The 25,571-nt window shown below is 61.0% G+C and carries 21 protein-coding genes; 17 read left to right on the forward strand and 4 right to left on the reverse strand.

What is annotated here, in order from left to right; all coding sequences use genetic code 11:
• Positions 1 to 83: 83 nt before the first annotated feature.
• Positions 84 to 1,484, reverse strand: coding sequence for an HlyD family type I secretion periplasmic adaptor subunit (locus ACO08A_RS14090; RefSeq protein WP_422041638.1), 1,401 nt, complete (start codon positions 1,482 to 1,484; stop codon positions 84 to 86).
• Positions 1,484 to 3,334, reverse strand: a complete 1,851-nt coding sequence (locus ACO08A_RS14095; protein WP_422041639.1) for an ATP-binding cassette domain-containing protein — start codon at positions 3,332 to 3,334, stop codon at positions 1,484 to 1,486. Before ACO08A_RS14095 ends, ACO08A_RS14090 begins: the two co-directional genes overlap by 1 nt.
• A gap of 217 nt (positions 3,335 to 3,551) precedes the next feature.
• Here ACO08A_RS14095 and ACO08A_RS14100 point away from each other — a divergent pair, with 217 nt between their 5' ends.
• The 8 genes from ACO08A_RS14100 to ACO08A_RS14135 all read left to right on the forward strand — a co-directional run bounded on the left by ACO08A_RS14100 (position 3,552) and on the right by ACO08A_RS14135 (position 10,963).
• Positions 3,552 to 4,340: a hypothetical protein gene (locus tag ACO08A_RS14100; protein ID WP_422041640.1), complete on the forward strand. Its 789-nt coding sequence runs from the start codon at positions 3,552 to 3,554 to the stop codon at positions 4,338 to 4,340.
• A 325-nt stretch (positions 4,341 to 4,665) separates the two neighbouring features.
• A complete protein-coding gene (locus ACO08A_RS14105) occupies positions 4,666 to 5,049 on the forward strand; it encodes an antibiotic biosynthesis monooxygenase family protein (protein ID WP_422041641.1) in 384 nt (127 codons plus the stop codon).
• Positions 5,050 to 6,317: 1,268 nt separating this feature from the next.
• Entirely contained in the window at positions 6,318 to 7,154 is an 837-nt protein-coding gene (locus ACO08A_RS14110) for a transporter substrate-binding domain-containing protein (RefSeq protein ID WP_422041642.1), read from the forward strand.
• Between the two features lie 16 nt (positions 7,155 to 7,170).
• Positions 7,171 to 7,845, forward strand: coding sequence for an amino acid ABC transporter permease (locus ACO08A_RS14115; RefSeq protein WP_422041643.1), 675 nt, complete (start codon positions 7,171 to 7,173; stop codon positions 7,843 to 7,845).
• Positions 7,842 to 8,507 (forward strand): amino acid ABC transporter permease, encoded by a 666-nt coding sequence (locus tag ACO08A_RS14120; protein WP_422041644.1) that lies wholly within the window; start codon positions 7,842 to 7,844, stop codon positions 8,505 to 8,507. Before ACO08A_RS14115 ends, ACO08A_RS14120 begins: the two co-directional genes overlap by 4 nt.
• Before the next feature lie 2 nt (positions 8,508 to 8,509).
• Positions 8,510 to 9,283, forward strand: coding sequence for an amino acid ABC transporter ATP-binding protein (locus tag ACO08A_RS14125; protein WP_422041645.1), 774 nt, complete (start codon positions 8,510 to 8,512; stop codon positions 9,281 to 9,283).
• A 24-nt stretch (positions 9,284 to 9,307) separates the two neighbouring features.
• Positions 9,308 to 10,216: an aminotransferase class IV gene (locus tag ACO08A_RS14130; RefSeq protein WP_422041646.1), complete on the forward strand. Its 909-nt coding sequence runs from the start codon at positions 9,308 to 9,310 to the stop codon at positions 10,214 to 10,216.
• A gap of 60 nt (positions 10,217 to 10,276) precedes the next feature.
• Positions 10,277 to 10,963 (forward strand): GntR family transcriptional regulator, encoded by a 687-nt coding sequence (locus ACO08A_RS14135; protein WP_422041647.1) that lies wholly within the window; start codon positions 10,277 to 10,279, stop codon positions 10,961 to 10,963.
• 28 nt (positions 10,964 to 10,991) lie between these two features.
• Here the strand turns inward: ACO08A_RS14135 and ACO08A_RS14140 are convergent, their stop codons facing one another.
• Positions 10,992 to 11,294 carry a hypothetical protein gene (locus tag ACO08A_RS14140; protein WP_422041648.1) on the reverse strand — a complete coding sequence of 101 codons (303 nt, stop codon included), beginning with the start codon at positions 11,292 to 11,294 and terminating at the stop codon, positions 10,992 to 10,994.
• A gap of 105 nt (positions 11,295 to 11,399) precedes the next feature.
• On the opposite strand from ACO08A_RS14140, the gene ACO08A_RS14145 reads away from it, so the two are divergent.
• Positions 11,400 to 12,428 carry a LacI family DNA-binding transcriptional regulator gene (locus ACO08A_RS14145; RefSeq protein ID WP_422041649.1) on the forward strand — a complete coding sequence of 343 codons (1,029 nt, stop codon included), beginning with the start codon at positions 11,400 to 11,402 and terminating at the stop codon, positions 12,426 to 12,428.
• Between the two features lie 4 nt (positions 12,429 to 12,432).
• Here the strand turns inward: ACO08A_RS14145 and ACO08A_RS14150 are convergent, their stop codons facing one another.
• Positions 12,433 to 14,406, reverse strand: coding sequence for a C1 family peptidase (locus ACO08A_RS14150; RefSeq protein ID WP_422041650.1), 1,974 nt, complete (start codon positions 14,404 to 14,406; stop codon positions 12,433 to 12,435).
• 263 nt (positions 14,407 to 14,669) lie between these two features.
• Between ACO08A_RS14150 and ACO08A_RS14155 the strand changes: the two genes are divergently transcribed.
• From ACO08A_RS14155 to ACO08A_RS14190, 8 genes are all read left to right on the forward strand, one after another.
• A complete protein-coding gene (locus ACO08A_RS14155) occupies positions 14,670 to 16,478 on the forward strand; it encodes a caspase family protein (protein ID WP_422041651.1) in 1,809 nt (602 codons plus the stop codon).
• A gap of 404 nt (positions 16,479 to 16,882) precedes the next feature.
• Positions 16,883 to 18,868 (forward strand): AMP-dependent synthetase/ligase, encoded by a 1,986-nt coding sequence (locus tag ACO08A_RS14160; protein ID WP_422041652.1) that lies wholly within the window; start codon positions 16,883 to 16,885, stop codon positions 18,866 to 18,868.
• Positions 18,865 to 19,692 (forward strand): ABC transporter ATP-binding protein, encoded by an 828-nt coding sequence (locus ACO08A_RS14165; RefSeq protein WP_422041653.1) that lies wholly within the window; start codon positions 18,865 to 18,867, stop codon positions 19,690 to 19,692. Before ACO08A_RS14160 ends, ACO08A_RS14165 begins: the two co-directional genes overlap by 4 nt.
• Before the next feature lie 14 nt (positions 19,693 to 19,706).
• On the forward strand, positions 19,707 to 20,660 hold the full coding sequence (locus tag ACO08A_RS14170) for a branched-chain amino acid ABC transporter permease (RefSeq protein ID WP_421979863.1): 954 nt from the start codon (positions 19,707 to 19,709) through the stop codon (positions 20,658 to 20,660).
• Positions 20,661 to 20,663: 3 nt separating this feature from the next.
• Positions 20,664 to 21,740, forward strand: coding sequence for a branched-chain amino acid ABC transporter permease (locus ACO08A_RS14175; RefSeq protein ID WP_422041654.1), 1,077 nt, complete (start codon positions 20,664 to 20,666; stop codon positions 21,738 to 21,740).
• 106 nt (positions 21,741 to 21,846) lie between these two features.
• Positions 21,847 to 23,181 carry an ABC transporter substrate-binding protein gene (locus tag ACO08A_RS14180; protein WP_421979861.1) on the forward strand — a complete coding sequence of 445 codons (1,335 nt, stop codon included), beginning with the start codon at positions 21,847 to 21,849 and terminating at the stop codon, positions 23,179 to 23,181.
• A 58-nt stretch (positions 23,182 to 23,239) separates the two neighbouring features.
• Positions 23,240 to 24,094, forward strand: a complete 855-nt coding sequence (locus ACO08A_RS14185; protein ID WP_422041655.1) for an ABC transporter ATP-binding protein — start codon at positions 23,240 to 23,242, stop codon at positions 24,092 to 24,094.
• 39 nt (positions 24,095 to 24,133) lie between these two features.
• Positions 24,134 to 25,372, forward strand: a complete 1,239-nt coding sequence (locus tag ACO08A_RS14190; protein ID WP_422041656.1) for a phenylacetate--CoA ligase family protein — start codon at positions 24,134 to 24,136, stop codon at positions 25,370 to 25,372.
• Positions 25,373 to 25,571 lie beyond the last annotated feature (199 nt).

The following is a 25,571-nucleotide window of genomic DNA, read 5'->3' on the forward strand; positions in this document are numbered from 1 at the left end:
GTCGAGGTTACCTTTCCGCTACTTGCCTGAGGCATTTGCGGACGGCAGACCGCGACCTATCCTTCTGGTCGCCGGACGTACCCTCACGGCTCGGCAAATGCTGTGTCAAAACCACGGATCAGCGGAGCGAGCAGGTAGACAAGGAACGGTTGCTTGCCGGCATTGATGTGCGCGTTGACAATCATGCCGGGTTTCAGCATGCCGATGATCGCCGTGTTCGAGGCCACGTCTTCCGGCCTTGCGTGGACCAGATAGTAAGGCGCGGCGGTCGGCGTCTGCCGGACCGCATCGGCAGACACATAGGTCAGAACAGCCGTCAGGGGTGCATATTTGCGGCTGTCGAGCGCCGTGATCGCGACTTTTGTCGATTGTCCCTGCCGGACTTCGGCAATGTCCTGCGGTCGCACACGTGCCTGGATCGTCAAGGGGGCGTTGTCCGGCACGATTTCGCCGATCACGTCTCCCGCAAGGACGACGCCGCCGACCGTATTTGCAGAAAACGAGACCAGCGTCCCGCTGACCGGCGCCCTGATCCGGGTGTTGGACAAGGCACGCTCGGCCGAAACCAGACGGTCCCGGATCTCGGCGAGTTCGCCCAGCACCTTCGTCATTTCCCCGGCAACCCGCCGGCGCTGGCCGGATACATAGGCCTCCACCCGGTTGCCGGCTTCGTTTCTGCGTTCGTCGATGCGGGCTATCTCGCTTTTCAGGAACGCGATGTCCGCGACAAGTTCGCTTTCTTCGCGTTCGTTTTTCCAGGCTCGGGACCGGGCGACGTAGCCGTCGCGAACCAGCGGCCGGAGCGCGGCTATTTCCTTTCTCAGGAAACGCAGCTTGTCGGTAAGACCCGCGCGGCGCGCGACAAGTCCGGCCCGTTCATGCGCCAGACCGCTGCTTCGGTTGCGCAGCGCTTCGATTTCCGCATCGACGGCCTGGTCGGCAAATTTCTGCTCGAGTTGCTGGCTGGCGAAAATCGCCCTTATCGGATTGTCTGCCTGGTTCCGGACGGCCGCCGTTGCAACAAGGCCGTCGGAGGTTTCCGTGCCGACATCGAATTTTCGCGTCCGCAGCGTCCATCCGCTTCCGGCCGCGTGGAAGCCGGCACCGGTTCGCAGGGCTTCGAGGTGCGCCTTGGTCGCGAGCAGAACCGCCTGCCGGGCCTGCAGTTCCGACAGCTCGGCCCGTTTCGTCTCCGCGTCGAGAACCATGATCAGATCACCGGCAGCGACCTTGGCGCCCTCGGCGACTTCGATGGACCGAATCCGGCCACCTTCCTCGTGTTGCAGGAGCTTGTTCCTGCCGGCCGCCGCGATGATGCCCTCTGCAACAATCGACGACTGGAGCGGAACAAACAGGCCCCACAGCAGGAATACGCCCAGAAACGTGCAGACGATCTTCTTGCCCCTCAGGACAATCCCGTCGATCTCCGTGCGCGAATTGCGGTCCGGTTTTGTCCGGGGTCGTTCTTTCGTGTCTCTTGCCATCAGTTCATCCGTGATTGCCGCGAGGGGGTCTTGAAGCCTGCATCAAGCCCCGTTCCGAAGTTTTCCGCGTCCTTTCTGAGCCTTCCGCCGAAGTCTCCGCGTCTGATCTTGCGGATCTCGGCCAGAGCCGTTGCCGCGGTGACAGGAACTTCCGGAGGCTCTGCCCGGATCGATCCGGTTTCCGGCAGGTTGTCCGTCGCAGATGTCTTGGGGATCTGTTTGCCGCTGATCTCGCGGAGCCTGCCGGAGGCAAGTTCAAAGACCCTGTCCGCCGCCGCCTGCATGCGCGATCGACGGGACATCACAAGGATTGCCACACCGGTTTCCTTCAGCTTCTTCAGCGTGGCGACAAGCTCCTTCTGCCCGTCCCGGTCGAGTTCGGTGTCCGGTTCGTCAAGAACGAGAACTCGCGGACCGCCGAAACAGGCCCGGGCCAGGGCAAGCTTGATCTTCTGCCTGTCCGTGAGCCTGACGTTTCCGCGTTCCAGAACGGTCGCATAGCCCCGCGGCAGTGCCTGGATCATCCCGTGCGCATTTGAAATTTTCGCGGCGCGCATCAGACGGTCGGAATTGTCGCTCCTCGACAGCCGCGCGATGTTTTCCGAAATCGGTACGGGGAAGAACTTTATGTCCTGGGCAACATAGCCGACGGCACGCCCCCATGCCTCGTCGCTCCAGTTTTGCCGCGGCACATCGTTCAGTTTCAGGAAACCGGCCTGTGGATCGATCGCCCCGGACATGATCCGCGCCAGGGCGGTCTTGCCGCTGCCCGGCTTTCCGGTGACGACGGTCAGCGTGCCCGGGTCGAGTGCCAGCGTAACGCCGTCCAGAACACGGACATGAGGGTGTTGCTGTGTGTCGGCATGGTGAATGTTGTCTGCACTGACGCGGCTGTTTGAGGCGCGGGCAGACTGTTGTCCGGACACCGGATCAGCGGTCTCCAGCAGGTTGCCGAGACTGAGATGGGCGTCATAGCTTTTCGTGATCGTCGACCAACCGCCGATCGTCAAGTCGACGGGAGACAGCATCCTGTTCGTGATCAGGATCGCTGCGAAAATCACGACGCTCGGCATGGATGATGACAGGACCACAAGCGCGCCGACCGAGACGATCATGACCTGAATGAGCTGTTTCAAAAACGTACCGGTGGCTGAATGGCCGACGGCCAGTTGCGAGACATCATCGGCGGCCTCCGAGTTCGAGCGCAGTTTCCTCTTCCAGCGGTCCTGAAGTTTTCCGGTCATTCCCATGGCGCGCACTTCATCGGTGCCGCGCAGTGTCGCGGATGCGAAGTTGAAGGCGTCGGCTTCCCTGTTCTCCGCGGTGGCCTGTGCCGCCGATACGGACCGGTTGCTCACAACCGCCAGGGCGATCATTGCCGCGAGACCGATGGTTGCAACAACGCCAAGCCAGACATTGAGCAGGAAAAGGGCAACGAGAAAAAGCAGCGAAAATGGAAGGTCGTGTAGCCCGATGAACAGCCGGCTGTTCAGGAAACCCGCAACCGTCCTGAGTTTGCTGATTGTCCCGGACGTGCTCCGTGTTTCATCTTCGGTCCGCACCATGCACCGGACGAGCTTTTCATGGTGATCCATGAGGTATCTGTTTGCCAGCCGACGCGCGATCCGGCGGCGCGTATAATCGGCGAAAGCGCTGACGGCCAGCATGGCCATGACAATCAGTGTCAGGAAGACAAGCGTCGAGATGCTGCCTGATTTCAGGACACGGCTGTAGACCTGCAGAATGTGCAGCGGAAGCGCCAGCAGGAGGATATTGGCCGCAACCGAAAATCCGAGCATCCAGCGCATGTACGGCAGGTAGTCTCTGCTTATCTTCAGATCTTTGAACACGAAAACACTTTCCTTGACCGATCGATTGCTTCCAGACGGTGCCCGCCAACGTCCTGGTCCCCGCCGGCATCCGGCGAGGACCGCTTCTTGAACCGTGACTATGCGGTTGGCAGACTAGGAGTAGTCACCGTCGTCGTGGTCGCCATGCCCGCCATGGCCGCCATGCCCGCCGCCATGGTCATAGTGTTTGTGGCTATCGTGATACGAGCCGTGATCATTGGACCCGTCTCCCGAGCCTTTGGAGCCACTGCCGCCCGAGCCAGACCCCTTTGATCCGGAGCCAGAGCCCGAACCCTTCGATCCCGAGCCGGAACCGGAGCCTTTCGAGCCAGAACCTGAGCCGGAGCCCTTCGATCCGGAACCTGAGCCGGAGCCCTTCGATCCGGAACCTGAGCCGGAGCCCTTAGAGCCGGAACCAGAGCCCGAGCCCTTCGTACCTGAACCAGAGCCGGAGCCTTTCGAGCCGGAACCAGAGCCCGAGCCCTTCGATCCGGAACCAGAGCCCGAGCCTTTCGAGCCGGAACCAGAGCCGGAGCCCTTCGTACCTGAACCAGAGCCGGAGCCTTTCGAGCCAGAACCAGAGCCGGAGCCCTTCGACCCTGAACCAGAGCTGGAGCCTTTCGACCCTGAACCGGAGCCGGAGCCTTTCGATCCCGAACCAGAGCCGGAGCCCTTCGATCCGGAACCAGAGCCGGAGCCTTTCGAGCCAGAACCGGAGCCCGAGCCCTTCGATCCGGAACCAGAGCCGGAGCCCTTCGGTCCGGAACCAGAGCCGGAGCCCTTCGATCCGGAACCTGAGCCGGAGCCCTTAGAGCCCGAACCTGAGCCGGAACCCTTCGTACCTGAACCAGAGCCGGAACCCTTCGATCCGGAGCCTGAGCCAGAGCCTTTCGACCCGGAGCCCGAACCCTTGGACCCGGTACCTGAGCCTTTGGAGCCTGAGCCCTTCGACCCGGAGCCCTTCGACCCGGCGCCATGGTTGTCTTCCCGATCGTCATCATCTTGACGGCCCCATGAATACCATTGGTAGTGTTTTGCTTGTGATCTTGGCATCGAATGCTTCCCTTGTTGTTTGAAGCATTCAAATATTTTAAATAAAATTAAGTAAGAGTGTTATTTATTCTATAGTTAAGTTTAAGGTTTTTTTATGTGAATATTAAGTATCGCGCGGATTTGTCTTTCAGGTCTTTCGCATTGATTTCATTCACGCGTTTCATGATCTTAACCAACAGAACCATCAGAAAACCAGTTTTCCGCAATCGGCCCTCGCATACGCCCAATCCAGGCTGATATTCTGTCCGGCAACAGCTGCGTGGGACACGGAGATCGGCATGATCATTTGCATTTTCGGCGTTCGATATCGCGACGATATCGACTGGGAGCTGCACAGGACGTTGAACGAAGACATGGCGCATGCGGTTGCCGGAATGCCGGGTTTCATCTCTCTCAAGTTCTACACGGCGGACGACGGCGACCAGATCGGCATTATCCGGTTCCGGACGCGTGCGGATCTGAAGAACTGGCGTGACGACATCGCCCACCGGGGTGCCTGGGGACATGCGCCGCAGCTCTATCACGAGTTCTGGGTCCAGAACGCGGAAACCTTCGACGACTATGTCTGGATCGATGGTGTGCATCATGACCGTGACCAGACCGACAGGTTCCAGATGACGCCGGACGACGTTCTGAAGGCTCTTGCGACGGATCGCTCCTGACGAAGCCGCATGATCTCTCAACCCGCATTTGCGGGTCGGTGCCTGGAAGAGCCGTTTTGCCGTGCGCCTCAGGACGAGGGTTTTTGCTCTCTTTCAGAAACCAGGCCAGGATACAGAATTGTTTTCCGGACTTGTCGTCCCGGTTTGCCGTGTAAGCGGCAAGACCGGGATCCAGTACGCCCGGTGGCCGGAGATTGAGAGAAGAAAGCGAATTTCGTGATTACTGGGTTCCGGCCTTCCGCTGCGCTTCAGCCGGAATGACAAATTCATTGGCTTGAGATGGTCTCAAACCACTCGGCGCAGATATACCGGACAGCCGCGGGCTCGACCATGGCATCCCTGCCGTTCCCTCTCCAGTTGCACAGCCGCGGATCGCAGAGCGTCAAGGGCATGGCTTGCCGGATCAAGTCCGGCAATGACGACTGATAGGAATGGGATGAATTCACCTTCTCAAGTATCGCAAATTCCCCCTCATCCTGAGGAGGGCCAAAGGCCCGTCTCGCAGGATGGGCGGCGCATCCTTCGAGACAGCGCTCGTGCGCTTCCTCAGGATGAGGCTTTTCGCTTTCGTTCTGACGTCATCCCGGCCAAGCGCAGCGCGCGCCGGGACCGGGGAGGCAATGGCGTGTGGGCTATTGTGATGGCCTTGCAGCCTGCGCTGTCGCGGAGCTGATCCGGGACCTGTGCACGATTTGACAGGAGGCCCCGGCTCAAGGCCGGGGCGGCGCTCATGGCCGTCTAGTTCTTCCCCATTAATGAGGTATTCGTGTCATGCCTATCACCCGCCGCGAACCCGGTCACCTCTCCCGTTGGGAGAGGTCGGCCTGGAAGGCCGGGTGAGGGATCAGCGCCGTCGGCATCCTTCAGGTGTTTGCCCCTCCCGCTTTCCCTCTCCCAGTGGGAGAGGGAAAGCGGGAAGCAATGACGTATCGGCTTTTGCGGTTGCCGTTCTGGGGGGCGGGGCGCCCCGGCCCCGGATCTCACTTCGTTCGCCCGGGGTGACGATGAGGGAAACGGTGCATTTGATGGCAGATCCGGTGCAAAATTCTGTTCCCGGCCCGGAACCGGACGTGCATGTGCCGGGGGTGTTCGCTCGTTTCATAACAGTCTCAGGTCCAATGCGCTTCATTCAGGAACATGAGCCTCCCGTCGGAGGTCACGCTTGCATGCATGATGGTAAATTGTTGACAATCTACAATAGAGCCGCTTTTATGACCTTAGAGGGGCGCTTTCCAAACGGCGCCGATCGAAAAAAGGGGAACCAAGAGATGAAACTGACCCGTCGAACAGTTCTGACCTTCACGGGAGCCACGTTGGCTTCGGCACTGGTCGCAAGCGGAGTGCCGGCGCTCGCCGCCGGATCCCTTGATGACATCAAGGAGCGCGGCAAGCTCCGCGTGGGGGTGACCCAGGCGCCGCCCTGGTATTCGAAGGACCCGGCAACCGGTGAATGGTCATCCGGTGTCGGGGTTTCCGCGGGCAAGGCAATGGCGGAGGCGCTCGGTGTCGACTTCGAACCTGTGGAAGTCACCTGGGGAACGGCGGTTGCCGCGCTGCAGAGCAACAAGATCGACGTCATGTTCGTTCTGGATGCAACGGACGAACGCAAGAAAGCCGCAAGCTTCCCGGACAATCCGCTGCTGTACTATTCGCTCGCCGTTCTCGCCAAGGACGACGTTCCGGTCACCTCCTGGGAAGATCTCAACAAACCGGAGATCAAGATCGCCGTGCCGCAGGCGACCAGCATGGACAAGTTCCTGACCGAAAATGTCGGCAATGCGGACATCCAGCGTTTCCCGGGCAACACGGAGGCGATCGCGGCGTTCCAGTCCGGGCGTGTCGACGCGGTGTGCCTGTTTCACCCGCCGCTGATCGCGGCGCGCCAGAAGCTCGGGCGCGGCAAGATCGTCGTGCCGTCTCCGGTCAAGTCGAACCCGACCAGCGCCGCCGTGCGCAAGGGCGACACCGACTTCGTTGCTTTCGTCGATGCGCAGTTGGCGGACTACTACCAGTCCGGCCAGATCCAGACCTGGTACGAGGAATTCCTCTCCGGTTTCGGTCTCGATCCGAAATCCGCTCCGCCGATCATCAAGGAACTCCTCTGAACCGCGCGGACCGATCATGTACGAGTGGGACTTTTCACCGGTACTTGCGGAGGGCGGCTTTCTCCTCGTCGGCTTCCGCAACACGTTGATCCTGACAGCGACGGCGCTCTCGGGCGGGCTGGTCGTCGGTCTCCTGCTCGCGTTCGCGCGCCTGTCCCACAGGCGCTGGCTCAACGTTCCGGCAGGGGTCGTCATCGAAGTGTTCCGGACGACTCCTCCGCTCGTGCAACTGTTCTGGTTCTATTTCGGCCTGCCGATCGTGCTGTCGATTGAAATGACCCCGTTCCTCGCCGCCTCGCTGACCTTCATGATCCAGAGCGGGGCGTTCTTCGCCGAGATCTTCCGGGCCGGCATCGTGTCGATCGAGCGCGGGCAATGGGAGGCCGCCAAGGCGATCGGCATGACCTACAATCAGTGCATGCACAGGGTCATCCTGCCCCAGGCCGTCAAGCGGATGTTTCCCTCCATGATGGAACGGTCCATCGAGTTGATGAAGACGACGACGCTCGTTGCGACGGTGTCGTACGCAGACCTCCTGTTCCAGGCCAACGAACTGGCGCAGAAGACCTTCCGTCCGCTGGAAGTCTTCACGGTCGTCGCGCTGATCTACTTCGTGTCGATTTCCTTCATCAGTTTCGTTGCCTCGCGCCTGGAGCGCCGCTTTGCCAAGAGCGGCGAGTTCACGCCATGAGCTATATCTGGAACTTTCAGGACGTCTTCGACAACTGGTATGCGCTGGCGATCGGCGCGGCCGGAACGCTGCGGCTGTTCGTTGTCTGTCTTGTCATCGGCATGGGGCTCGGCCTGATCATCGCCCTTGGAAAGCGCTCCAAAAACCGGCCGGTCCGCTGGCTCTCCACGGCCTTCGTGGAGTTCTTCAGGAACACGCCGGTTCTGGTGCAGATCCTCTGGTTCTACTATGCGCTGCCGATCATCGCACCGATCGAGATCGGGCCGTTTCTGGCGGCGATCCTCGGGATCTCGTTGAATTCGGCGGCCTATTCGGCGGAGATCTACCGGGGCGGTATCCAGTCCATCGAACCGGGTCAATGGGAGGCCGCGCGCGCGATCGGCATGAATGGTCTTCAGACCTTGCGGCGCGTGATCCTGCCGCAGGCCATCAGGCGCATCATTCCGGCCCTGACCAACCGGGGTGTCGAAATCTTCAAGATGACCACGCTGGCGTCGGTCGTTGCCTACGTGGAACTCCTGCAGCAGGGCAAGCTGATCGCCTCGCTCAGCTTCAACCCGCTGGAGGTCTATACCGTGATCGCCGCGATTTTCCTCATCATTCTATATCCGATCGTGCGCCTGACCTATGCGCTCGAGCGCCACCTTGCACGGAGTGACTGAACGTGAACGCACCTGTTCTCAGATTGTCCGGTTTCGGCAAACAATTCGGGTCGCTGCGCGTCTTCTCGGATATCGATCTTGATGTCATGCCGGGCGACAGGATTGCCATTCTGGGCGCTTCTGGGTCCGGCAAGAGCACGCTGCTGCGCTGTATCAACGTCCTGGAGACACCGAGTGAAGGCCGCCTCGAACTGGATGGTGACACCGTCGGTCAGCCGTCGCGATCCGGTGACATGCGCTTCTCGGAGCGCGAACTCTGCGCCCTGCGGCAGCGGGTCGGAATGGTGTTCCAGCAGTTCAATCTTTTCCCGCACATGACGGTTGCCGGCAATGTCGCGGAAGGATTGAAGACCGTGCGCGGCGTTCCGGCCCCGAAGGCGATGGAAAGGGCGGTCGCGGAACTTGAGCGCGTGGGCCTTGCCGACAAGGCCGAGACCTTTCCGTCACGCCTGTCCGGCGGGCAGAAGCAACGGGTCGCAATCGCGCGCGCCCTGGCGATGGACCCGGAGATCCTGCTTTTCGACGAGCCGACCTCCGCGCTCGATCCGGCCCTTGTCGGAGAGGTGCTCGGGGTCATCGAGCAGCTGGCAACCGAGGGCCGCACCATGCTGCTCGTTACGCATGAAATCGGCTTTGCCTATCATTTCGCGACGCGGATCCTGTTTCTCGCCGAAGGCGGCATTTACGAAAGCGGGACGCCCGACGACGTTCTCAAGAATCCGAAACGCCCCCTGACGCAGCAATTCCTCGCAGAGCACCGGCGATTTCAGTTTTAGATCATTTCTGGAGACCATAATTCGATGAACACGTCTGCAAGCGCGCAAAGCTATGTCGCGGATCCGCGGAACGAAACCGTTCTGGTCTATGTCGATGGACAGCTGGTACCGCGGCATGAGGCCGTCGTCTCCGTGTTTGACAGCGGGTTCGTGCTTGGAGACGGCGTCTGGGAGGGCCTGCGGGTCATAGACGGACGCATTCTCCAGCTGGACGCGCATCTTGACCGCATGTTCGAAGGCGCCAACTCCATCGCGCTCGACATCGGCTTGAGCCGGGACGATCTCAAGGCCGCAATTCGCAGGACACTGGATGCCAACGGCATGACGGACGGGGTTCATATCCGGCTGATGGTTTCGCGCGGGCTCAAGAGCACGCCGAACCAGGACCCGCGCTTCGTGGTCGGCAAGGCAACCGTCGTGATCGTGGCCGAATACAAGTCGCCGCGGGCCGATACAAAGACGAAAGGGCTTTCCCTGTTCACGTCGACCTTCCGGACCAGCGGGCCGGACGTCTTCGATCTGCGTCTCAATTCCCACAGCCGGCTCAACCTGATCCAGGCTCTTATCCAGGCGATCAATGCCGGTGCGGATGAAGCCCTGATGCTCGATCCACGCGGGTTTGTCGCCAGCTGCAACTCGACGAATTTCTTCATCGTCAGGGGCCGGGAACTGTGGACCTCCACCGGCTCCTTTTCCTTCAAGGGATTGACGCAAAAAGCAGTCATCGACAGCTGGCTGAACCGTGGCAATGTCGTCCGGGAGAAAGATTTCACGCTCGCCGAAGCCTATTCGGCCGACGAGGCCTTCATCACCGGAACACTCGGGGGCGTGACCCCTGTCGTGCGTATCGACGGGCGCACCATCGGCACGGGTCTGCCCGGAAGCGTCACGTCGGAAGCTGAAAAAGCTTACAAGGACTGGGTCTTGCGCTAAAACGCAGGGAAAGCTAACCGAAGCAAGACGCCGGCCGAAGAAGACCAAGTGCACAGGACCATGAACAAACCGCAACTCATGTCACAGAACCGGGTCAAACCCGTCAAGCGCGAAACGTTCAGCAACCAGATTGCCGCCAATCTGCGCCGTGCGATCATCAGCGGCGAAATCGAGTCCGGCAGCCAGATCACCGAATCCGACCTTGCCGCCAGGTTCGGCGTGAGCCGCGGACCACTGCGCGAGGCCATGGGGCAGGTCGCGGCTGAAGGCCTGATCGAGACGATACCCTATACGGGGACGCGCGTCCTCAAGCTGTCGCCGGAAGATGTCCGGGAAATCTACTCACTCCGGACCGCGCTCGAGACGCTCGCGTTCCGTGAAATCTGGGATCGCCGGGACGATGCATTCGCGCGCGAACTGGAAGCGCGCCACAAGGATCTACTGGCAACGCTGGAACTTGATGATCACGTGTCATCGAGCGAGGCGGAGGTCCGGTTTCATTCCCTTGTCTACGAGATGAGCGGGCACAAGCTGCTCCTGGAAAGCTGGCGCCGGATCGCCGGGCGGCTGCAGCTTTACCTTGCCGAGCACCAGAGGGCGCATGGCCGCAAGGGACCGATCGTTGATGCCCACGAACGGTATCTGCAACTGGCCCTCGGCGAGCGGCTGGACCTCATGCTCAAGGAAATCGACGCCCACATGCAGCGCGGGGTCAAGCAGATCGAGGAATATCTGGGCTTCTCCTAAGGTCAGGACCCTAGCCGCACCTTTCGCCTCACCCGTATGCGGCCGCAATGCGCTCCCAAACCTCTTTCGGATCTGTCGCACCGGGCGGCTGTTCCGCGCGCCTGAACCAGTAGGCCGCGTTGCCGAGATCGCCTTCGATCAGGTGACACAGCGCATGGATCCAGTCGTGTGTCTTCTGGCCTTCCGCTTCCTGGCAGATCATGTGCGCGCGCTCCCACTCCGGACCAAGGCCGAGGTCACCCTTCCTGAGCCACCAAAGAGCCTTTTGCGGTGCCGTGAAATCCGCGGGAGGTTCGTCGGACGATACGTCCATCAGTCGTTCATCGGGCATAAGTCGCTCCTGAGATTGCCAATCTGGTTGCAAGCATTGCCTTTCCGCACCGATATTTGAAGAATAAATCGCCAGATCGGAGTCTTGTCGTTTAAGAACAATTGAATGAGCGAGTCGAACGTCAGAAAACCCAATCCCACCGTTCAGGATGTCGCGCGTGCGGCCAAGGTCTCCACGGCGACGGTCAGCCGGGCTCTGTCCACGCCTGAACGCGTCTCGATCAAGACGCGCGACAAGGTTGCCAGGGCGGTCGAGGAAACGGGGTATGTGCTCAATCACGCCGCGCGAAACCTGCGCAGGCGCGACACGGGCACCATCGTGGCGCTTGTGCCTGATATCGGCAACTCGCATTTCTCCAACATCCTGCAGGGTATCGAGACCGTTTGTGCGGCAAAGAACCTCAAGGTTCTGATTGCGGACACGCGCAAGCCATCCATGTCGCGTTCGACGGTCAGCGACTTCTTCAGCAAGAACAATTGCGACGGCATCGTCATTCTCGACGGACATTTCTCGATTTCCGCTATCCGCGCAATGAACCCCAAGCTGCCGCCGATCGTGGCCTGCGGGGAGTGGAGCGATGACCCGGCAGTGCCGATCGCCGTGGTGGACAATCTTCTCGGCGCGCGTCTGGCGGTCTCGCATCTGCTTGAGTGCGGGCACACGAAGATCGGGCATGTCACGGGATCACTGACCCACAAGCCGGGCCGGGACCGGCTTGACGGGTACACGTCGACGCTGGCGAAGACCGGTCTCGACCCGGACAAGAACTGGCTTTTCGAAGGCGACTACACGCTGGAGGCCGGGGAAAAGGCGGCCGAGGCATGGCTCCGTTTGAAGGACCGTCCGACGGCGGTCTTCTGCGCGGCGGACCGGATGGCCTTCGGATTCATTTGCGCCTTGAACGAAGCCGGTGTGCGGGTTCCGCGGGATGTGTCGGTCGTGGGGTTCGATGACATCGATATTGCCGGGCACTTCGTTCCGCCGCTGACGACGGTCCACCAGCCGCGCCGCGCGGTCGGCGAGCAGGCTGCAAGGTTGCTGCTCGACCTTCTCGAAGGCGCGCCGCCGGAGGAGGGAAACATTCAGCTGAAACCCTGGCTCGTCGCCAGAAAAAGCACCGGCGCGCCCTCATGAGGCCTCAGTAGCCGGTCATGTCCTCCGGCTGGAACCCTTTCGCGGGTGACGGTTTCACACCGAGTATGTTCTTCAGGATATTGTTCATCGTTGCCCGGTCGTTGTCGAAGCCGCCGTGGGTCTTGCTGTCCGTGATGGTGTCGCCGCGTCCTGCATAATGGAGCTTGTGGGCCGGTTTCAGGGAGAGGTCCTTGCTGAAGTTCTCCATTCCCAGAAGCGGCATCTTGCGCGTGTCTTCAAAGGCATTGGACACGAGGTAGAGAAGCGACTTCCTGTACGGGCCGACCGAATCGTCGCGCTCGCGCTGGTCGATCAGATTGTACTGCACCAGTTGCGCGACATCCGATGCGGCGTTCTTGCCGCCAATGCGCGGGTGGTAGAACCTGTTGAAGAAATCAATGGTGCAGGCGGGTGCCATCAGCGAGCAGGACTGAACCGGTTCGGAGAGCGGGTTGACGGCGTTGAGCCGGTCGAGCAGGTGGCCCAGAAAAATCCCGCCGGCACTGTGACCGATCAGATGGATCTTGAGCGGCTTTTGACGCCTGGCATTGCCCTTGAGCAGGATCTTGAGGGCCTTGGTGCCACCGCCCGTCGACAGGAAAGACTGGCCGGCATCGCGTTTCATGTCGCGCCAGATGGCGCGTCCGGGAAGCCGTGCCGTCGTTTCCAGCACACGGTCGAAAAAGTCGGAAACGCTGCCGACCCGTGCCGCGGCTTTCGCGTTCGATGCGAAAATGATGTCACCGAGCGTTTCGAAAAATCCCGTTTCCCACATGAAGTGGATCGGGTAGATGCCGTTGCGCTTGAACACCTCCTTCATTTTTCTGACGCGGTTCGCCGAAGCGTTCTGATCGTTGAGGCCGCCATGGGCATAAAAGAGCAGGTGCCTGTAGTCGCGCCCGGCCGTCGCGTTTTCATCCGCCAGGAAGTTTGCCGTTTCCTGGAGACTGGCGACAGGTGTTGGATACTTGCCGGTTTCGACGAGATTGCCGTCGTCGAGGTGGATGATGTGTCCGACAATTTCCTCGTGACGGGGTGCACGCGTGGCGGGGGAGCCCAGCAGGTTTCGGCTGGCGTCTTCCTGTGACCGGACCGTGAGATCGAACGAGTCCGGGGTTGGCACATTGAGCCGCAGGACCCAGGCATCCATGATGTTTGCCGACCAGTCCTCGTAGCGCCAGCGGGCGATTCCGGGCTGTCCGTCGAAGCCGCCCCATTCTTCCCCCCAGGAATTCTGGATCAGGAACCCCTTGTCGTCATAGCCGACGATGATGAAGGCGTGGCCGCCCTCCGTCACGTTCGAGGGCGCAATGTCTCCCCGGCGCGGCCGTTGCCAGCCACGGTGCACCATGGCGGAGGCATAAATGACGCCGGCCTCGTTCAGGGCCGCGTGATAATCGATGATCTGGGGGCGCAGGCGAAAATAGGCCCCGAGGCCGAGCTTCCTGGCATCTTCGGCCTGGTCCTTATTCAGATACCAGTTTCGCTCTCCCTCGACATAAGGGGCCAGGTCCTCGCTGCAGACGCCGTTGTTGAAGAACCCTTTCAGCGCCGCCCTTATGCTCGAACCCTCATAGTCCTCTCCGGGCCACTCGTCGTTCAGTTTAGCCATCTCGTAGAGCATGCGCGCACTGGCAAGAGGAGCCTCAACGGGGTCTGAGAGCTGGCTGTGCCGCTTGCGATTAAGGAACGTGATCGCGCTGGAAAGTGCAAAGCCGGTGCAGGAGCCTTCGCCGCCCTGGTCGCGGATGGGGCTGAGGTCCGGACCGGGTGGGCTCATCGAGAGCTCCAGGCCTAGGAGGGCGGGCTCGTAGTAGCGGTCGCGCAGGTCGGTCGCATCCCGCGGAACGTTCAGGACACGCCGGCCAAGAGAAGGGCCGGCTACGGGTGTCGAGGCCTTGGCTGCCGGGGCCTTCTTTTTCGCCGCCTGGGACTTCGTTTTCCTGGCTTGTTTCGCTTTGGCTGGACGTTTGGCCATGGCGTCTCCCCCTCGCAAATCGTTCCGGTTGTATATTGGTTGTATTTTGCGCTTTTGTACGTAAACCGAGTATAGGCATGAACGGCAGGCTGTGCAATTACCCTACGTAAACCATTGAGCTGGAGGACAACACGAGATGTGATTTTGTTTATCGCTTCTGACCAGGAATCCGGACCACTTGCCGAGAACTGTTGATTTTACTTTCCCTTGCGTCCTAGTCTTTGCTGCCTGGGCCACAGTCAACTGTTCGGGGGAGCATGTTCATGAGACGGATCGTTTGCGCGCTTGCAATCGTCTTGCTGACGTCCTTCGGCAGTCCCGCGATGGCAAAGCGTGTGGCGCTGGTTGTCGGCAACAGCGCGTATGAGCATGCTCCGGTCCTGGCCAATCCCGTGAATGACGCAACTGCGGTTGCAGCGGTGCTGAGGCGGCTCGATTTCGAGGTGATTGAAGGCATTGACCTGCAACGCCTGGACTTCGAGGCAAAGATCAGACAGTTCGCACGCGCGATCCGCGGGGCCGACATCGCCCTGTTCTATTTTGCCGGCCACGGATTGCAGGTTGCCGGGAAGAATTATCTTGCTCCGATCGAGACCAGATTGCTGGACGAAGCCGATCTCGAGTTCGAGGCGATCGGATTGCAGGTCATCCTCGCTCAGATGAATAGGGAGCCGCGCACGAACCTGGTCATCCTCGATGCCTGCCGCAACAACCCGCTGCTCCGCAATCTTGCAGCGACGATGGGCACACGCTCGGCAAGCGTCGGGCAAGGGCTTGCTGCGGTCGAGACAGGCATCGGCACCCTGATCGCCTATTCGACCCAACCCGGAAATGTCGCCTTGGACGGCGAGGGGGAAAACAGCCCGTTCACCGGGGCGCTGGTCCGGCATCTGGAGACGCCGGGCGAAGATATCGGCGTCGTCATGCGCCGCGTCCGGCAGGATGTCATTCAGGAAACGGGCGGACGGCAGGTGCCGTGGGACAATTCCTCCCTGATCGGTTCGGTCATCCTGAAAGCGCCCGAACCGGTCGCGGAACCGGAGAAACCCGTTCAGCAGGCAGCGCTGACACCGAATTCGCTACAGGACGAGCTGGCTCTCTACGGCGCGGCGGACAAGCTGAACACACCGAGGGCCTGGGCGCTCTACTTTCGGTCCTATCCCGAGGGGTCCTTGGCAAAGAGTGCCGTGACGCTGGAAGAAGAAGCCTTGCAGTCCGAGGTCAGATATCGCGTTTTCGGGCGATACCGCACACCTCTTGAAGGGACCGAGATCAACGGTGACATGCGCCGTGCGGCGCTGGACATGATCCGCTTGCCGAGGGACAGGATCAAGGCGGTCCAGACGGCGCTCGCGACACGCGGCAATGACGTCGGCGCCGTAGACGGACAGCCCGGAACCAGAACGATCAGCGCCCTGCGTACATTCCAGCGTTACAACGGCCTTGCCGACACCGGCTATCTCGGGCGCGCGACCGTCTCCGCGCTTGGCGTCCTTGATGCAAATCTGGACTACGTGGATATCTTTGCGACGTCCGCCGCGACCGCGCGTCTCATCGACAATGCCCAAACGCGGCTCCTGGAAACCGACCCCAGGCTCCACAAGCTGATCGGCGCCGTGCCGGGCCGCGAGATGATCTACGGGTATTTCCAGGACAGGCTCTACGCGGCCATCTACATGGGATCAACCTTCGGAAGACCGGATATCGAGCAACTGCTCGACCGGTTCGACGGAAAGCTCGTGGAAATCGATTCCGCCGAAGAACACGCCTTCGTCGTCGACATGGTGCGATTCGACCGCAAACTCTGGACCCGCGGCAGCCGCGGGCTTTTCAACGACTACGGCCCGACGATAGGACTGGAGACAGTGGACGGGCGGCCCCGATGGCAGTCCGGCGCGCCGCTGGCTTTCCAGAACTGGGCGAGCGGTCAACCCGCCCGGCGTAGCGGCCGGCAACAGTTCGGAATGCTGGTTCCTGCCGGGCGCATAGCGGAGAACGCACGGATTGTGGATCGCGCGGCATGGGCGCTTGCACAGAATGCGACCCATACGATCATTGTCGAGATCGAGTAGCCACACCACCGGGATTTTCCTTCCTGCCCGCGCAGCTGGCAGGCCCTCGTTCCCCTCTACCGGTCAGGTGCCGAACCGGAATTCGAACGTCGTCCTGCCTGGCCTTCGCAGTCGCAGCGCAATTGCAACAATTGGAAATAATTGGATCATATTGCTGCAAATCAGCCGGTCTAGCGTCCCGATGACAGACAACGGGACACGATGCCGGGCCGTCTTCGACAAATTACCGGTTGAAGGTTGGGACGGCAGGCTGTTTCATATCCGTTGAAACAACGACCCCGGAACCGGGGCACCTTCCAGACCGGCGGTCGCGGCACCGCTGCTGCCGGTTGAACAAGAACGGATCACCGAAGGACGTGTGCACGCAGGTCCGGCGACAGCGGTCCAAGGGGAAGAAACGAATAATGGCAGGGTCGAGCGGCACATCGCCGAGCGGGGAAGACACCTTTCCGAAAATCCTCTTGCGCAATGCGAGGGCGTTTGGAAGCCGGACGGCGTTCCGGGAAAAGGATTACGGAATCTGGCAGAGATGGACCTGGTCCGAGGTGTGCGAGGAAATCCGCGCTTTTTCAATCGGACTGAAATCACTCGGACTGGAAAAGGGCGACAAGATCGCCATCGTGGGCGCCAACCGCCCGAGACTTTACTGGTCCATGGTTGCGGCGCAGGCGCTCGGGGCCGTTCCGGTGCCGGTCTACTCCGACTCCGTTGCCGAGGAAATGGCCTATGTCCTCGGCCATGCCGAAGTGAAATTCGCGGTTGTCGAGGACCAGGAGCAGGTCGACAAGCTGCTGTCGATGTCGGACGAAGTGCCCACCCTCAAAGACGTGATCTATGACGAGATCCGGGGCCTGCGCGACTACGACCATACGCACTTGCATTCCTATGAATCCGTTCAGGACAAGGGCCGCTCGCTGCAGGCGGAAAACGGAGCGCTTGCAGGTGAATGGGAAGAGGGATTTGCCGGGGGCAAGGGATCGGATATCGCGGTGATGCTCTACACGTCCGGCACGACCGGGCGCCCCAAGGGCGTCATGCTTTCCTTCGACAATCTGGCAATTTCGGCCCGGAACGCGAATGTGTTCGATCACCTCGACGAAACCGAGGAAGTGCTTGCCTACCTGCCGATGGCGTGGATCGGCGATCACGTGTTTTCGCTGGCCCAGGCCTTCACGGCCGCCTACTGCGTCAACTGCCCGGAAGGCATGGACACGATCGATGTCGACCGCCGGGAGATCGCGCCGACCTATTTCTTTGCACCGCCGCGGGTGTTCGAAACCCTGCTGACGCAGATCATGGTGCGCATGGAAGATGCCGGTAAAACCAAGCGTGCAATGTTCACCTACTTCATGGACGTCGCGCGCAACGTCGGCGAAAAGATCCTCAACGGCGAAACCGTGGGTTTCAAGGACCGTCTGCTGTACCGGCTCGGCGAGTTTTTCGTCTACGGGCCGTTGAAGAACCGGATGGGACTGACACGGATGAAGGTCGGTTACACGGCCGGTGAAGCCATCGGACCCGAAATCTTCCAGTTCTACCGCTCGCTCGGCCTCAACCTGAAACAGCTGTACGGACAGACGGAAGCCAGCGTCTATATCACGCTGCAGCCGGACGGTGAGATCTTCGGTGACACAGTCGGCAAACCGGCTCCCGATGTCGAACTCAAGATCGCCGACAACGGCGAGGTCATGTACCGGTCTCCGGGCGTCTTTGTCGGTTACTTCAAGAATGACGAGGCAACGGAAAAGACCAAGACGCCGGACGGCTGGGTGCATACGGGCGATGCCGGCATTATCGCCGAAAACGGCCACCTGAAGATCATCGACCGGGCCAAGGATGTCGGCAAGCTCAACGACGGTGCCCTGTTTGCGCCGAAATACATCGAGAACAAGCTGAAGTTCTTCCCCAACATCAAGGAAGCGGTCGCCTTCGGGCACGAGCGCGACATGGTCGCCGTGTTCCTCAACATCGACCTGACCGCCGTCGGGTCGTGGGCGGAGCGCAACAACGTCAACTACGCCTCCTATCAGGAACTCGCGGCCCATCCGGACGTCTACGCGATGGTCGAAAGCCATGTCGATCAGGTCAACCGGGATCTGTCGCGCGAACCGATGATGGCGGGTGCCCAGATCAAGCGCTTCCTGATCCTGCACAAGGAACTGGATGCCGATGACGGGGAGCTGACCCGGACCCAGAAGGTGCGGCGGAGCTTCATCGCGGAACGATATGCACCGCTGATCGAGGCGCTCTACGACGGTTCGACCTCCAAGCATATCCGCACGGAAGTCACCTTCGAGGATGGCCGCAAGGGCGCGATCGAAGCCACGGTCGAGATCCGCGATATGGAAACCCATGATCCTGGCAAGGGCTATCAGGAGGCCGCCGAATGAACGCCTTTGCAACAGACGTGGCAACGGCTCCGGCCGGCGCCGCCGATACCGCGCCGCGCGAGGAGTTGCTGCGGGTTGACAACGTGTCGCTGGCCTTCGGCGGCGTGAAGGCCATCACGGATATTTCCTTTGATATCCTGAAGGGCGAGATCCGGGCGATCATCGGTCCGAACGGTGCCGGCAAGACCTCGATGCTCAATGTCATCAACGGGTTTTACCACCCGCAGGAAGGCACGATCACCTGGCAGGGCAAGGAGCGGCGCAAGATGAAGCCGTACGAGGCCGCCAGCCAGGGGATCGCACGCACGTTCCAGAACGTTGCGCTCTTCAAGGGCATGACCACGCTCGACAACATCATGTCCGGGCGCTCCCTGAAGATGCACCGCAATTTCTTCTGGCAGCTGATCTGGCGCGGACCGGCGGAGCGCGAGGAAATCGAGCATCGCCGCAAGGTCGAGGACATCATCGACTTTCTGGAAATCCAGGCGATCCGCAAAACGCCGGTCGGGCGCCTTCCCTACGGCCTTCAGAAGCGGGTCGAACTCGGGCGCGCCCTTGCCATGGAACCGGACCTTCTCCTTCTGGACGAGCCGATGGCCGGCATGAACCTGGAAGAGAAAGAGGACATGAGCCGCTTCATCCTCGACGTGAACCAGGAATTCGGCACCACGATCGCGCTGATCGAGCATGACATGGGCGTGGTCATGGACCTGTCCGACCGTGTGGTCGTGCTCGACTACGGCAAAAAGATCGCCGATGGCCCGCCCGAAGAGGTGCAGGCCGACCAGAACGTCATCGACGCCTATCTCGGCGTGAGTCACTAGGGGAGAGTGAAACGATGCTCTACGACATTTTCATCGATCCCTTCGTGCAGATGTACGACATGCCGGATTTCTTCCTCCAGGTGCTCTGGGAAGGCTTCGTCGCGGGGATCCTCTATGCGCTGATCGCGCTCGGGTTCGTGCTGATCTTCAAGGCCTCGGGCGTCTTCAACTTTGCCCAGGGCATCATGGTGGTGTTCGCCGGCCTGACGCTGGTCGGCCTCAACGAAAACGGCGTTCCCGCCTATCTGGCCCTCGCCCTGACCATCGGTGCCATGGGCATCCTGGCCTATGGTGTGGAACGGGTGGTGATGCGGCCGCTGGTCAACCAGCCCGACATCATCCTGCTCATGGCGACTATCGGCCTGACCTATTTCCTGATCGGCTTCGGAGAATTCGTCTTCGGCGGTGAACCGAAGCAGATGATCACCGAGGAACTCGGATTGCCGACCGGTTCGACCGCGATCGAGTTTGGAGAGCGCGGCCTGATCATCCTGCAGCATATCGATATCGCCGCGGCGGTGATCGCGGTGCTGATGGTGGCGGCGCTCGGCATCTTCTTCAACAAGACGCGGATCGGCCGGGCTCTCAGGGCTGTCGCCGATGACCATCAGGCGGCGCTTTCGGTCGGCATCTCGCTCAACCAGATCTGGGCCATCGTCTGGTTCGCGGCAGGCCTCGTTGCGCTTGCGACCGGGATCATGTGGGGCGCGCGCTCGGACGTTTCGTTTGCGCTCGAAATCGTGGCCTTCAAAGCTTTGCCGGTGCTGATCCTCGGCGGCTTCACCTCCATTCCCGGAGCCATTGTGGGCGGTCTGATCATCGGGTTCGGCGAGAAGATCGGCGAGCTCTACTGGGGCGGTCTTGTCGGCGGCGGGATCGAGTCCTGGCTGGCCTATATCATCGCCCTTGTTTTCCTCCTGTTCCGGCCGCAGGGCCTCTTCGGCGAACGCATCATCGAGCGGGTATAAAGAATGTTCTATCGCGAAGCTGGCCAATTCAAGACAAGCTACAAGGCGGATCAGGCGCTCATGCCGATCCTGCAGGACCGGGTTGGTCTCATGGTTATCCTGGCGATCGCCTTCGTGGTGATACCGGTCTTTGCCAATGACTTCTTCCTGACGTCGATCATGATCCCTTTCCTGGTGTTTTCGCTGGCGGCGATCGGTCTGAACGTGCTGACGGGTTTCTGCGGGCAGCTGTCCCTGGGCACAGGTGCCTTCATGGGCGTGGGCGCCTACGCGGCCTACAAGCTCACCACCATATTCCCGGATGCCAACGTCATCCTGATGGTGCTCCTGTCGGGCGTTTTCTCGGCGGCGATCGGGGCGGTGTTCGGATTGCCGAGCCTGCGCATCAAGGGGCTTTATCTCGCGGTGACGACCCTTGCCGCCCAGTTCTTCCTGGAGTGGTGCTTCATCCGTATCCGGTGGCTCTACAACGACAACGCGTCCGGTGCGATCGAGATCCCGCATCGCGAGGCCTTCGGTGTCGTGGTGTCCGGTGCGGAGGCGACCCCGATCGTGCGCTATTTCATCGTGCTCGGCATCACCGCGCTGATCGCCTTCCTGATGGCGAACGTCCTGCGCGGACGCATCGGGCGTTCCTGGATGATGATCCGCGACATGGACATCGCCGCCGAGCTGATGGGCATCCGTCCGCTGCAGACCAAGCTCATGGCATTCGCCGTCTCGTCCTATATTTGCGGCGTCGCCGGTGCCATGATGGTGTTCTTCTGGCTGAATGCCGCAGAGCCGTCGTCCTATTCGATCGCGCTGTCCTTCCAGATCCTGTTCATGGTGATCCTGGGCGGTCTCGGCAGCCTGAGCGGATCGTTCATGGGCGCGGCCTTCATCTGGATCCTGCCGGTGTTCCTGAAATTCATTCCCGGTACCATCGGGATCAACCTGGCTGCCGAAACGGTCGAACATGTCACGTTCATGATCGTCGGCGCCCTCATCATCTTCTTCCTGATCGTCGAACCGCACGGGTTTGCGCGGCTCTGGCAGATCGCGAAGCAGAAGCTCAGGGTCTGGCCCTTCCCCTACTAGGAGGCCAGTCATTTTGAACGTCATCCGGATTTGGACCGGTCCGGAGAGGAATGGCGCAACAGGTCTGGCGGTGCCGGATGGTCCGGAACCGCATGGGAGGAGAAACATGAAACGCATCAAGCAAATTGCGCTGGGAACCGCTGTTGCGCTCGGGGTCGGATTTTCCGGTCTTGCCACAACCACGGTCGCCCAGGCTGAAGACAGCAATTATGTGCCGCTGCTGACCTACCGCACCGGTCCGTTTGCCGCTTCCGGCATTCACATTGCCAACGGCATGCATGACTACCTGAAAATGCTGAACGAGCGTGACGGCGGTATCGGCGGCGTCAAGCTGGAGCTCGAGGAATGCGAGACCGGCTACAACGCCCAGAAGGGTGTCGAGTGCTACGAGGCAACGAAGGGCAAGGGTGCTCTGGTCTACAATCCGTATTCCACCGGCATCACGCTGCAGCTGATCCCGAAAGCGGGCGTTGACAAGATCCCGGTCCTGTCGATGGGCTACGGCCTGTCCGCAGCGGCGGTCGGTTCCACGTTCCCGTGGGTCTTCAACGTGCCGGATACCTACTGGGACGGCGCGTCCGTCGTGATCAAGTATATCGGCGAGCAGGAAGGCGGTCTCGACAACCTCAAGGGCAAGAAGATCGGTTACATCTTCCTGGACGCCGGTTATGGCCGTGAACCGATCCCGCTGCTGGAGCAACTGGCCGAGAAATACGGCTTCGAGCTGCTGCAGTACCCGGTCGGCGTCAAGGAAATGCAGAACCAGTCGTCACAGTGGCTGAACGTGCGCCGGGACCGTCCCGACTACATGGTCATGTGGGGCTGGGGCGCGATGAACCCGACCGCCATCAAGGAAGCCGTCAAGATCCGTTTCCCGATGGACAAGTTCATCGGCGTCTGGTGGTCCGCGGGCGATGACGATGCCGCTGCTGGTGGTGAAGGCGCCAAGGGCTACAAGGCCATGAACTTCTCCGGCGTCGGCAGCGATTTCCCTGCTCTCGATGACATCAAGAAGCACGTCATCGATGCCGGGCTGAGCTCAACGGACGCAAGTTCGATCGGCGGCACGCTCTATAACCGTGGCGTCCTGAACTCGGTCATCATCGCCGAGGGCATCCGCACCGCACAGGAACTGACCGGCAAGAAGGTCATCACCGGCGCAGACATGCGGATGGGGCTGGAAGCGCTCAATCTCGACGAAGCGCGTCTGAAGGAACTCGGCCTTGCCGGTTTCGCGCATCCGATGAAAGTCACCTGTGACGACCACGCCGGCAGCCATCCCGTCTTCATCCAGGAGTGGGACGGACAGCAATGGCGTCAGGCATCCGGCTGGATCGAGCCGATGACCGACATCGTGCGTCCGCTTCTCGAGGCAGCTGCCGCCGAGTACGCGGAAAAGAACGCGCCGTGGCCGGAGCGTACCGAACCCTGCCCGAACTGATCAGGCAGTCCGTTCCGCCGCGCACCCTGCGCGGCGGAGCATCCCAGGAGAGAGTTGAATGGCATTGCTGGATGTAGAACAGAACGGTTCGGACGGTGCGGCGGACACTGCGGAGACGATCCTTTCGGTCAACAATATCGAGGTCATCTACGACCACGTGATCCTTGTTCTGAAAGGTGTGTCGCTGACGGTGCCGAAGGGTGGCATCGTGGCGCTGCTGGGCGCGAACGGCGCCGGCAAGACTACGACCCTCAAGGCGATTTCCAATCTCCTGAGCGCCGAACGCGGCGAAGTCACGAAAGGCTCGATCCTGTTCGAGCAGGACGAAGTCCAGGCCCTGTCACCGAACGAGCTTGTCCGGCGCGGCTGCATCCAGGTCATGGAAGGACGGCACTGTTTCGGCCACCTGTCCATCGAGGAGAACCTTCTGACCGGCGCCTATACACGCAAGGACGGGCATTCCGCGATCAAGGCCGACCTGGAGATGGTCTACAATTATTTCCCGCGGCTGAGAGAACGCCGCCAGAGCCAGGCGGGCTACACATCCGGCGGTGAGCAGCAGATGTGCGCTATCGGTCGCGCCCTGATGAGCCGGCCGAAAATGATCCTGCTGGACGAGCCCAGCATGGGTCTCGCGCCGCAGCTTGTGGAAGAGATTTTCGAGATCGTCCGCCAACTCAACGAAAAGGAAGGTGTGTCCTTCCTGCTGGCGGAACAGAACACCAATGTGGCGCTGAAATACGCGACCTACGGATACATCCTGGAATCCGGCCGTATCGTGCTGGACGGCGATGCAAAGGCGCTGCGCGAAAACGAGGATGTAAAGGAATTCTATCTGGGTGTCGGCGGAGAAGGACGCCGCTCGTTCCGGAATGTCAAACATTACAAGCGAAGGAAGCGCTGGCTGGCCTGACGGGCATGTGACCCGGATGCCATAGACGCGGAGACGACCATGAGCGACCAACAGTTTGATGCGCGCGAGCGGCAGGACCCCGCTTTGCGCGAACGGGATCTCTTTGTCAGATTGCCGGAACTCATGGCACATGCCATGCGCCGGGCGCCCGGCTGGGCCGCGCATCTGGAAGGGTGCGATCTTGCGGGCATCGTCGACCGCGTGTCGCTGGCTGCCTTACCGATCCTGCGCAAGTCGGACCTGATGGAACGGCAGAAGGCCGATCCTCCTTTCGGCGGATTTCTGGCGGGCGAGCTTTCCGAAGCCGCGCGCGTCTTCATGTCTCCCGGGCCGATCTGGGAGCCGCAGGCGCCGGGTCTTGATCCCTGGAACGGCGCACGCAGCCTGTTCGCGGCCGGTTTCCGCAAGGGTGACACGGTTCTGAATGCATTCTCCTATCATCTGACCCCGGGCGGGTTCATTCTCGACCAGGGCGCGATTGCGCTCGGATGTACCGTGTTTCCCGCCGGGGTCGGCAACACGGACACGCAGGTCGAGGCCATTGAGGTGCTGAAACCGTCGGGTTTCGTGGGCACACCTGACTATCTGAAGGTGCTGCTCGACCGGGGGCGGGAACAGGGCCGTGATGTTTCCTCCATCAAGAAGGCGCTTGTCTCCGGCGGCGCCCTGTTTCCGTCCCTGAGGCAGGACTACGAGGATCAGGGCATTCAGGTTGCCCAGTGCTACGCAACCGCCGATCTCGGCGTCATCGCCTACGAGACCGAAGCCCGGACCGGCATGGTCGTCAACGAGGACTTCATTGTCGAGATCGTGCGGCCGGGAACCGGCGAACCGGTGGACGACGGCGAAGTCGGCGAGCTGGTTGTGACCAATTTCAACACGCTCTATCCGCTGATCCGGTTCGGGACCGGCGATCTTTCCAAGGTCATACCGGGCCGGTCGGCCTGCGGACGCACCAACATGCAACTCGCCGGCTGGATGGGGCGCGCCGACCAGCGCACCAAGGTCAAGGGCATGTTCGTCGATCCCGCGCAGATCGCCCAGATCGTCGCGGCGCATCCGGAAGTCAGCAAGGCCCGGCTTGCCGTCAGCCGCGCGGGCGAAAGCGACGCGATGACGCTGTCGGTCGAAACGGATATCAGCGCGGATGGTTTGACGGACCGGGTCGCCATGACGCTCAGGGAGGTCACCCGCCTCAAGGGAGACGTTGAAATCGTGCCGCCGGGCGCCCTGCCCAACGACGGCAAGGTGATCGCCGACGAACGCGAATACGGGTGAGGCAGTTTCCCGGCAAACCTTCAGCCGATGCAAACGAAACGGCATGGATGCCATGGTCAAGCCATGGCATGACCCGCGAGAGGAAGGTCTGTCCGGGGTTCGGTCTGTCGGGTGTTATCCCGGAAAGACGGCACGCCCCGCGGTATCGTCATCCCGGCCAAGCGCAGCGCGCGCCGGGATCGGGGAGGCAGAGGACTCG

Origin of the sequence: Roseibium sp. (genome assembly GCF_965232425.1) — a bacterium.
GTDB lineage: Bacteria > Pseudomonadota > Alphaproteobacteria > Rhizobiales > Stappiaceae > Roseibium.

Bases quoted from the DNA above. Each gene is read 5' to 3' on its own strand.
- ACO08A_RS14160 (WP_422041652.1), top strand. From the start codon at position 16,883: ATGGCAGGGTCGAGCGGCACATCGCCGAGCGGGGAAGACACCTTTCCG.
- ACO08A_RS14110 (WP_422041642.1), top strand. From the start codon at position 6,318: ATGAAACTGACCCGTCGAACAGTTCTGACCTTCACGGGAGCCACGTTG.
- ACO08A_RS14135 (WP_422041647.1), top strand. From the start codon at position 10,277: ATGAACAAACCGCAACTCATGTCACAGAACCGGGTCAAACCCGTCAAG.
- ACO08A_RS14175 (WP_422041654.1), top strand. From the start codon at position 20,664: ATGTTCTATCGCGAAGCTGGCCAATTCAAGACAAGCTACAAGGCGGAT.
- ACO08A_RS14145 (WP_422041649.1), top strand. From the start codon at position 11,400: ATGAGCGAGTCGAACGTCAGAAAACCCAATCCCACCGTTCAGGATGTC.
- ACO08A_RS14130 (WP_422041646.1), top strand. From the start codon at position 9,308: ATGAACACGTCTGCAAGCGCGCAAAGCTATGTCGCGGATCCGCGGAAC.
- ACO08A_RS14185 (WP_422041655.1), top strand. From the start codon at position 23,240: ATGGCATTGCTGGATGTAGAACAGAACGGTTCGGACGGTGCGGCGGAC.
- ACO08A_RS14140 (WP_422041648.1), bottom strand. From the start codon at position 11,294: ATGCCCGATGAACGACTGATGGACGTATCGTCCGACGAACCTCCCGCG.
- ACO08A_RS14155 (WP_422041651.1), top strand. From the start codon at position 14,670: ATGAGACGGATCGTTTGCGCGCTTGCAATCGTCTTGCTGACGTCCTTC.
- ACO08A_RS14105 (WP_422041641.1), top strand. From the start codon at position 4,666: ATGATCATTTGCATTTTCGGCGTTCGATATCGCGACGATATCGACTGG.
- ACO08A_RS14150 (WP_422041650.1), bottom strand. From the start codon at position 14,406: ATGGCCAAACGTCCAGCCAAAGCGAAACAAGCCAGGAAAACGAAGTCC.
- ACO08A_RS14090 (WP_422041638.1), bottom strand. From the start codon at position 1,484: ATGGCAAGAGACACGAAAGAACGACCCCGGACAAAACCGGACCGCAAT.
- ACO08A_RS14115 (WP_422041643.1), top strand. From the start codon at position 7,171: ATGTACGAGTGGGACTTTTCACCGGTACTTGCGGAGGGCGGCTTTCTC.
- ACO08A_RS14165 (WP_422041653.1), top strand. From the start codon at position 18,865: ATGAACGCCTTTGCAACAGACGTGGCAACGGCTCCGGCCGGCGCCGCC.
- ACO08A_RS14180 (WP_421979861.1), top strand. From the start codon at position 21,847: ATGAAACGCATCAAGCAAATTGCGCTGGGAACCGCTGTTGCGCTCGGG.
- ACO08A_RS14120 (WP_422041644.1), top strand. From the start codon at position 7,842: ATGAGCTATATCTGGAACTTTCAGGACGTCTTCGACAACTGGTATGCG.
- ACO08A_RS14170 (WP_421979863.1), top strand. From the start codon at position 19,707: ATGCTCTACGACATTTTCATCGATCCCTTCGTGCAGATGTACGACATG.
- ACO08A_RS14190 (WP_422041656.1), top strand. From the start codon at position 24,134: ATGAGCGACCAACAGTTTGATGCGCGCGAGCGGCAGGACCCCGCTTTG.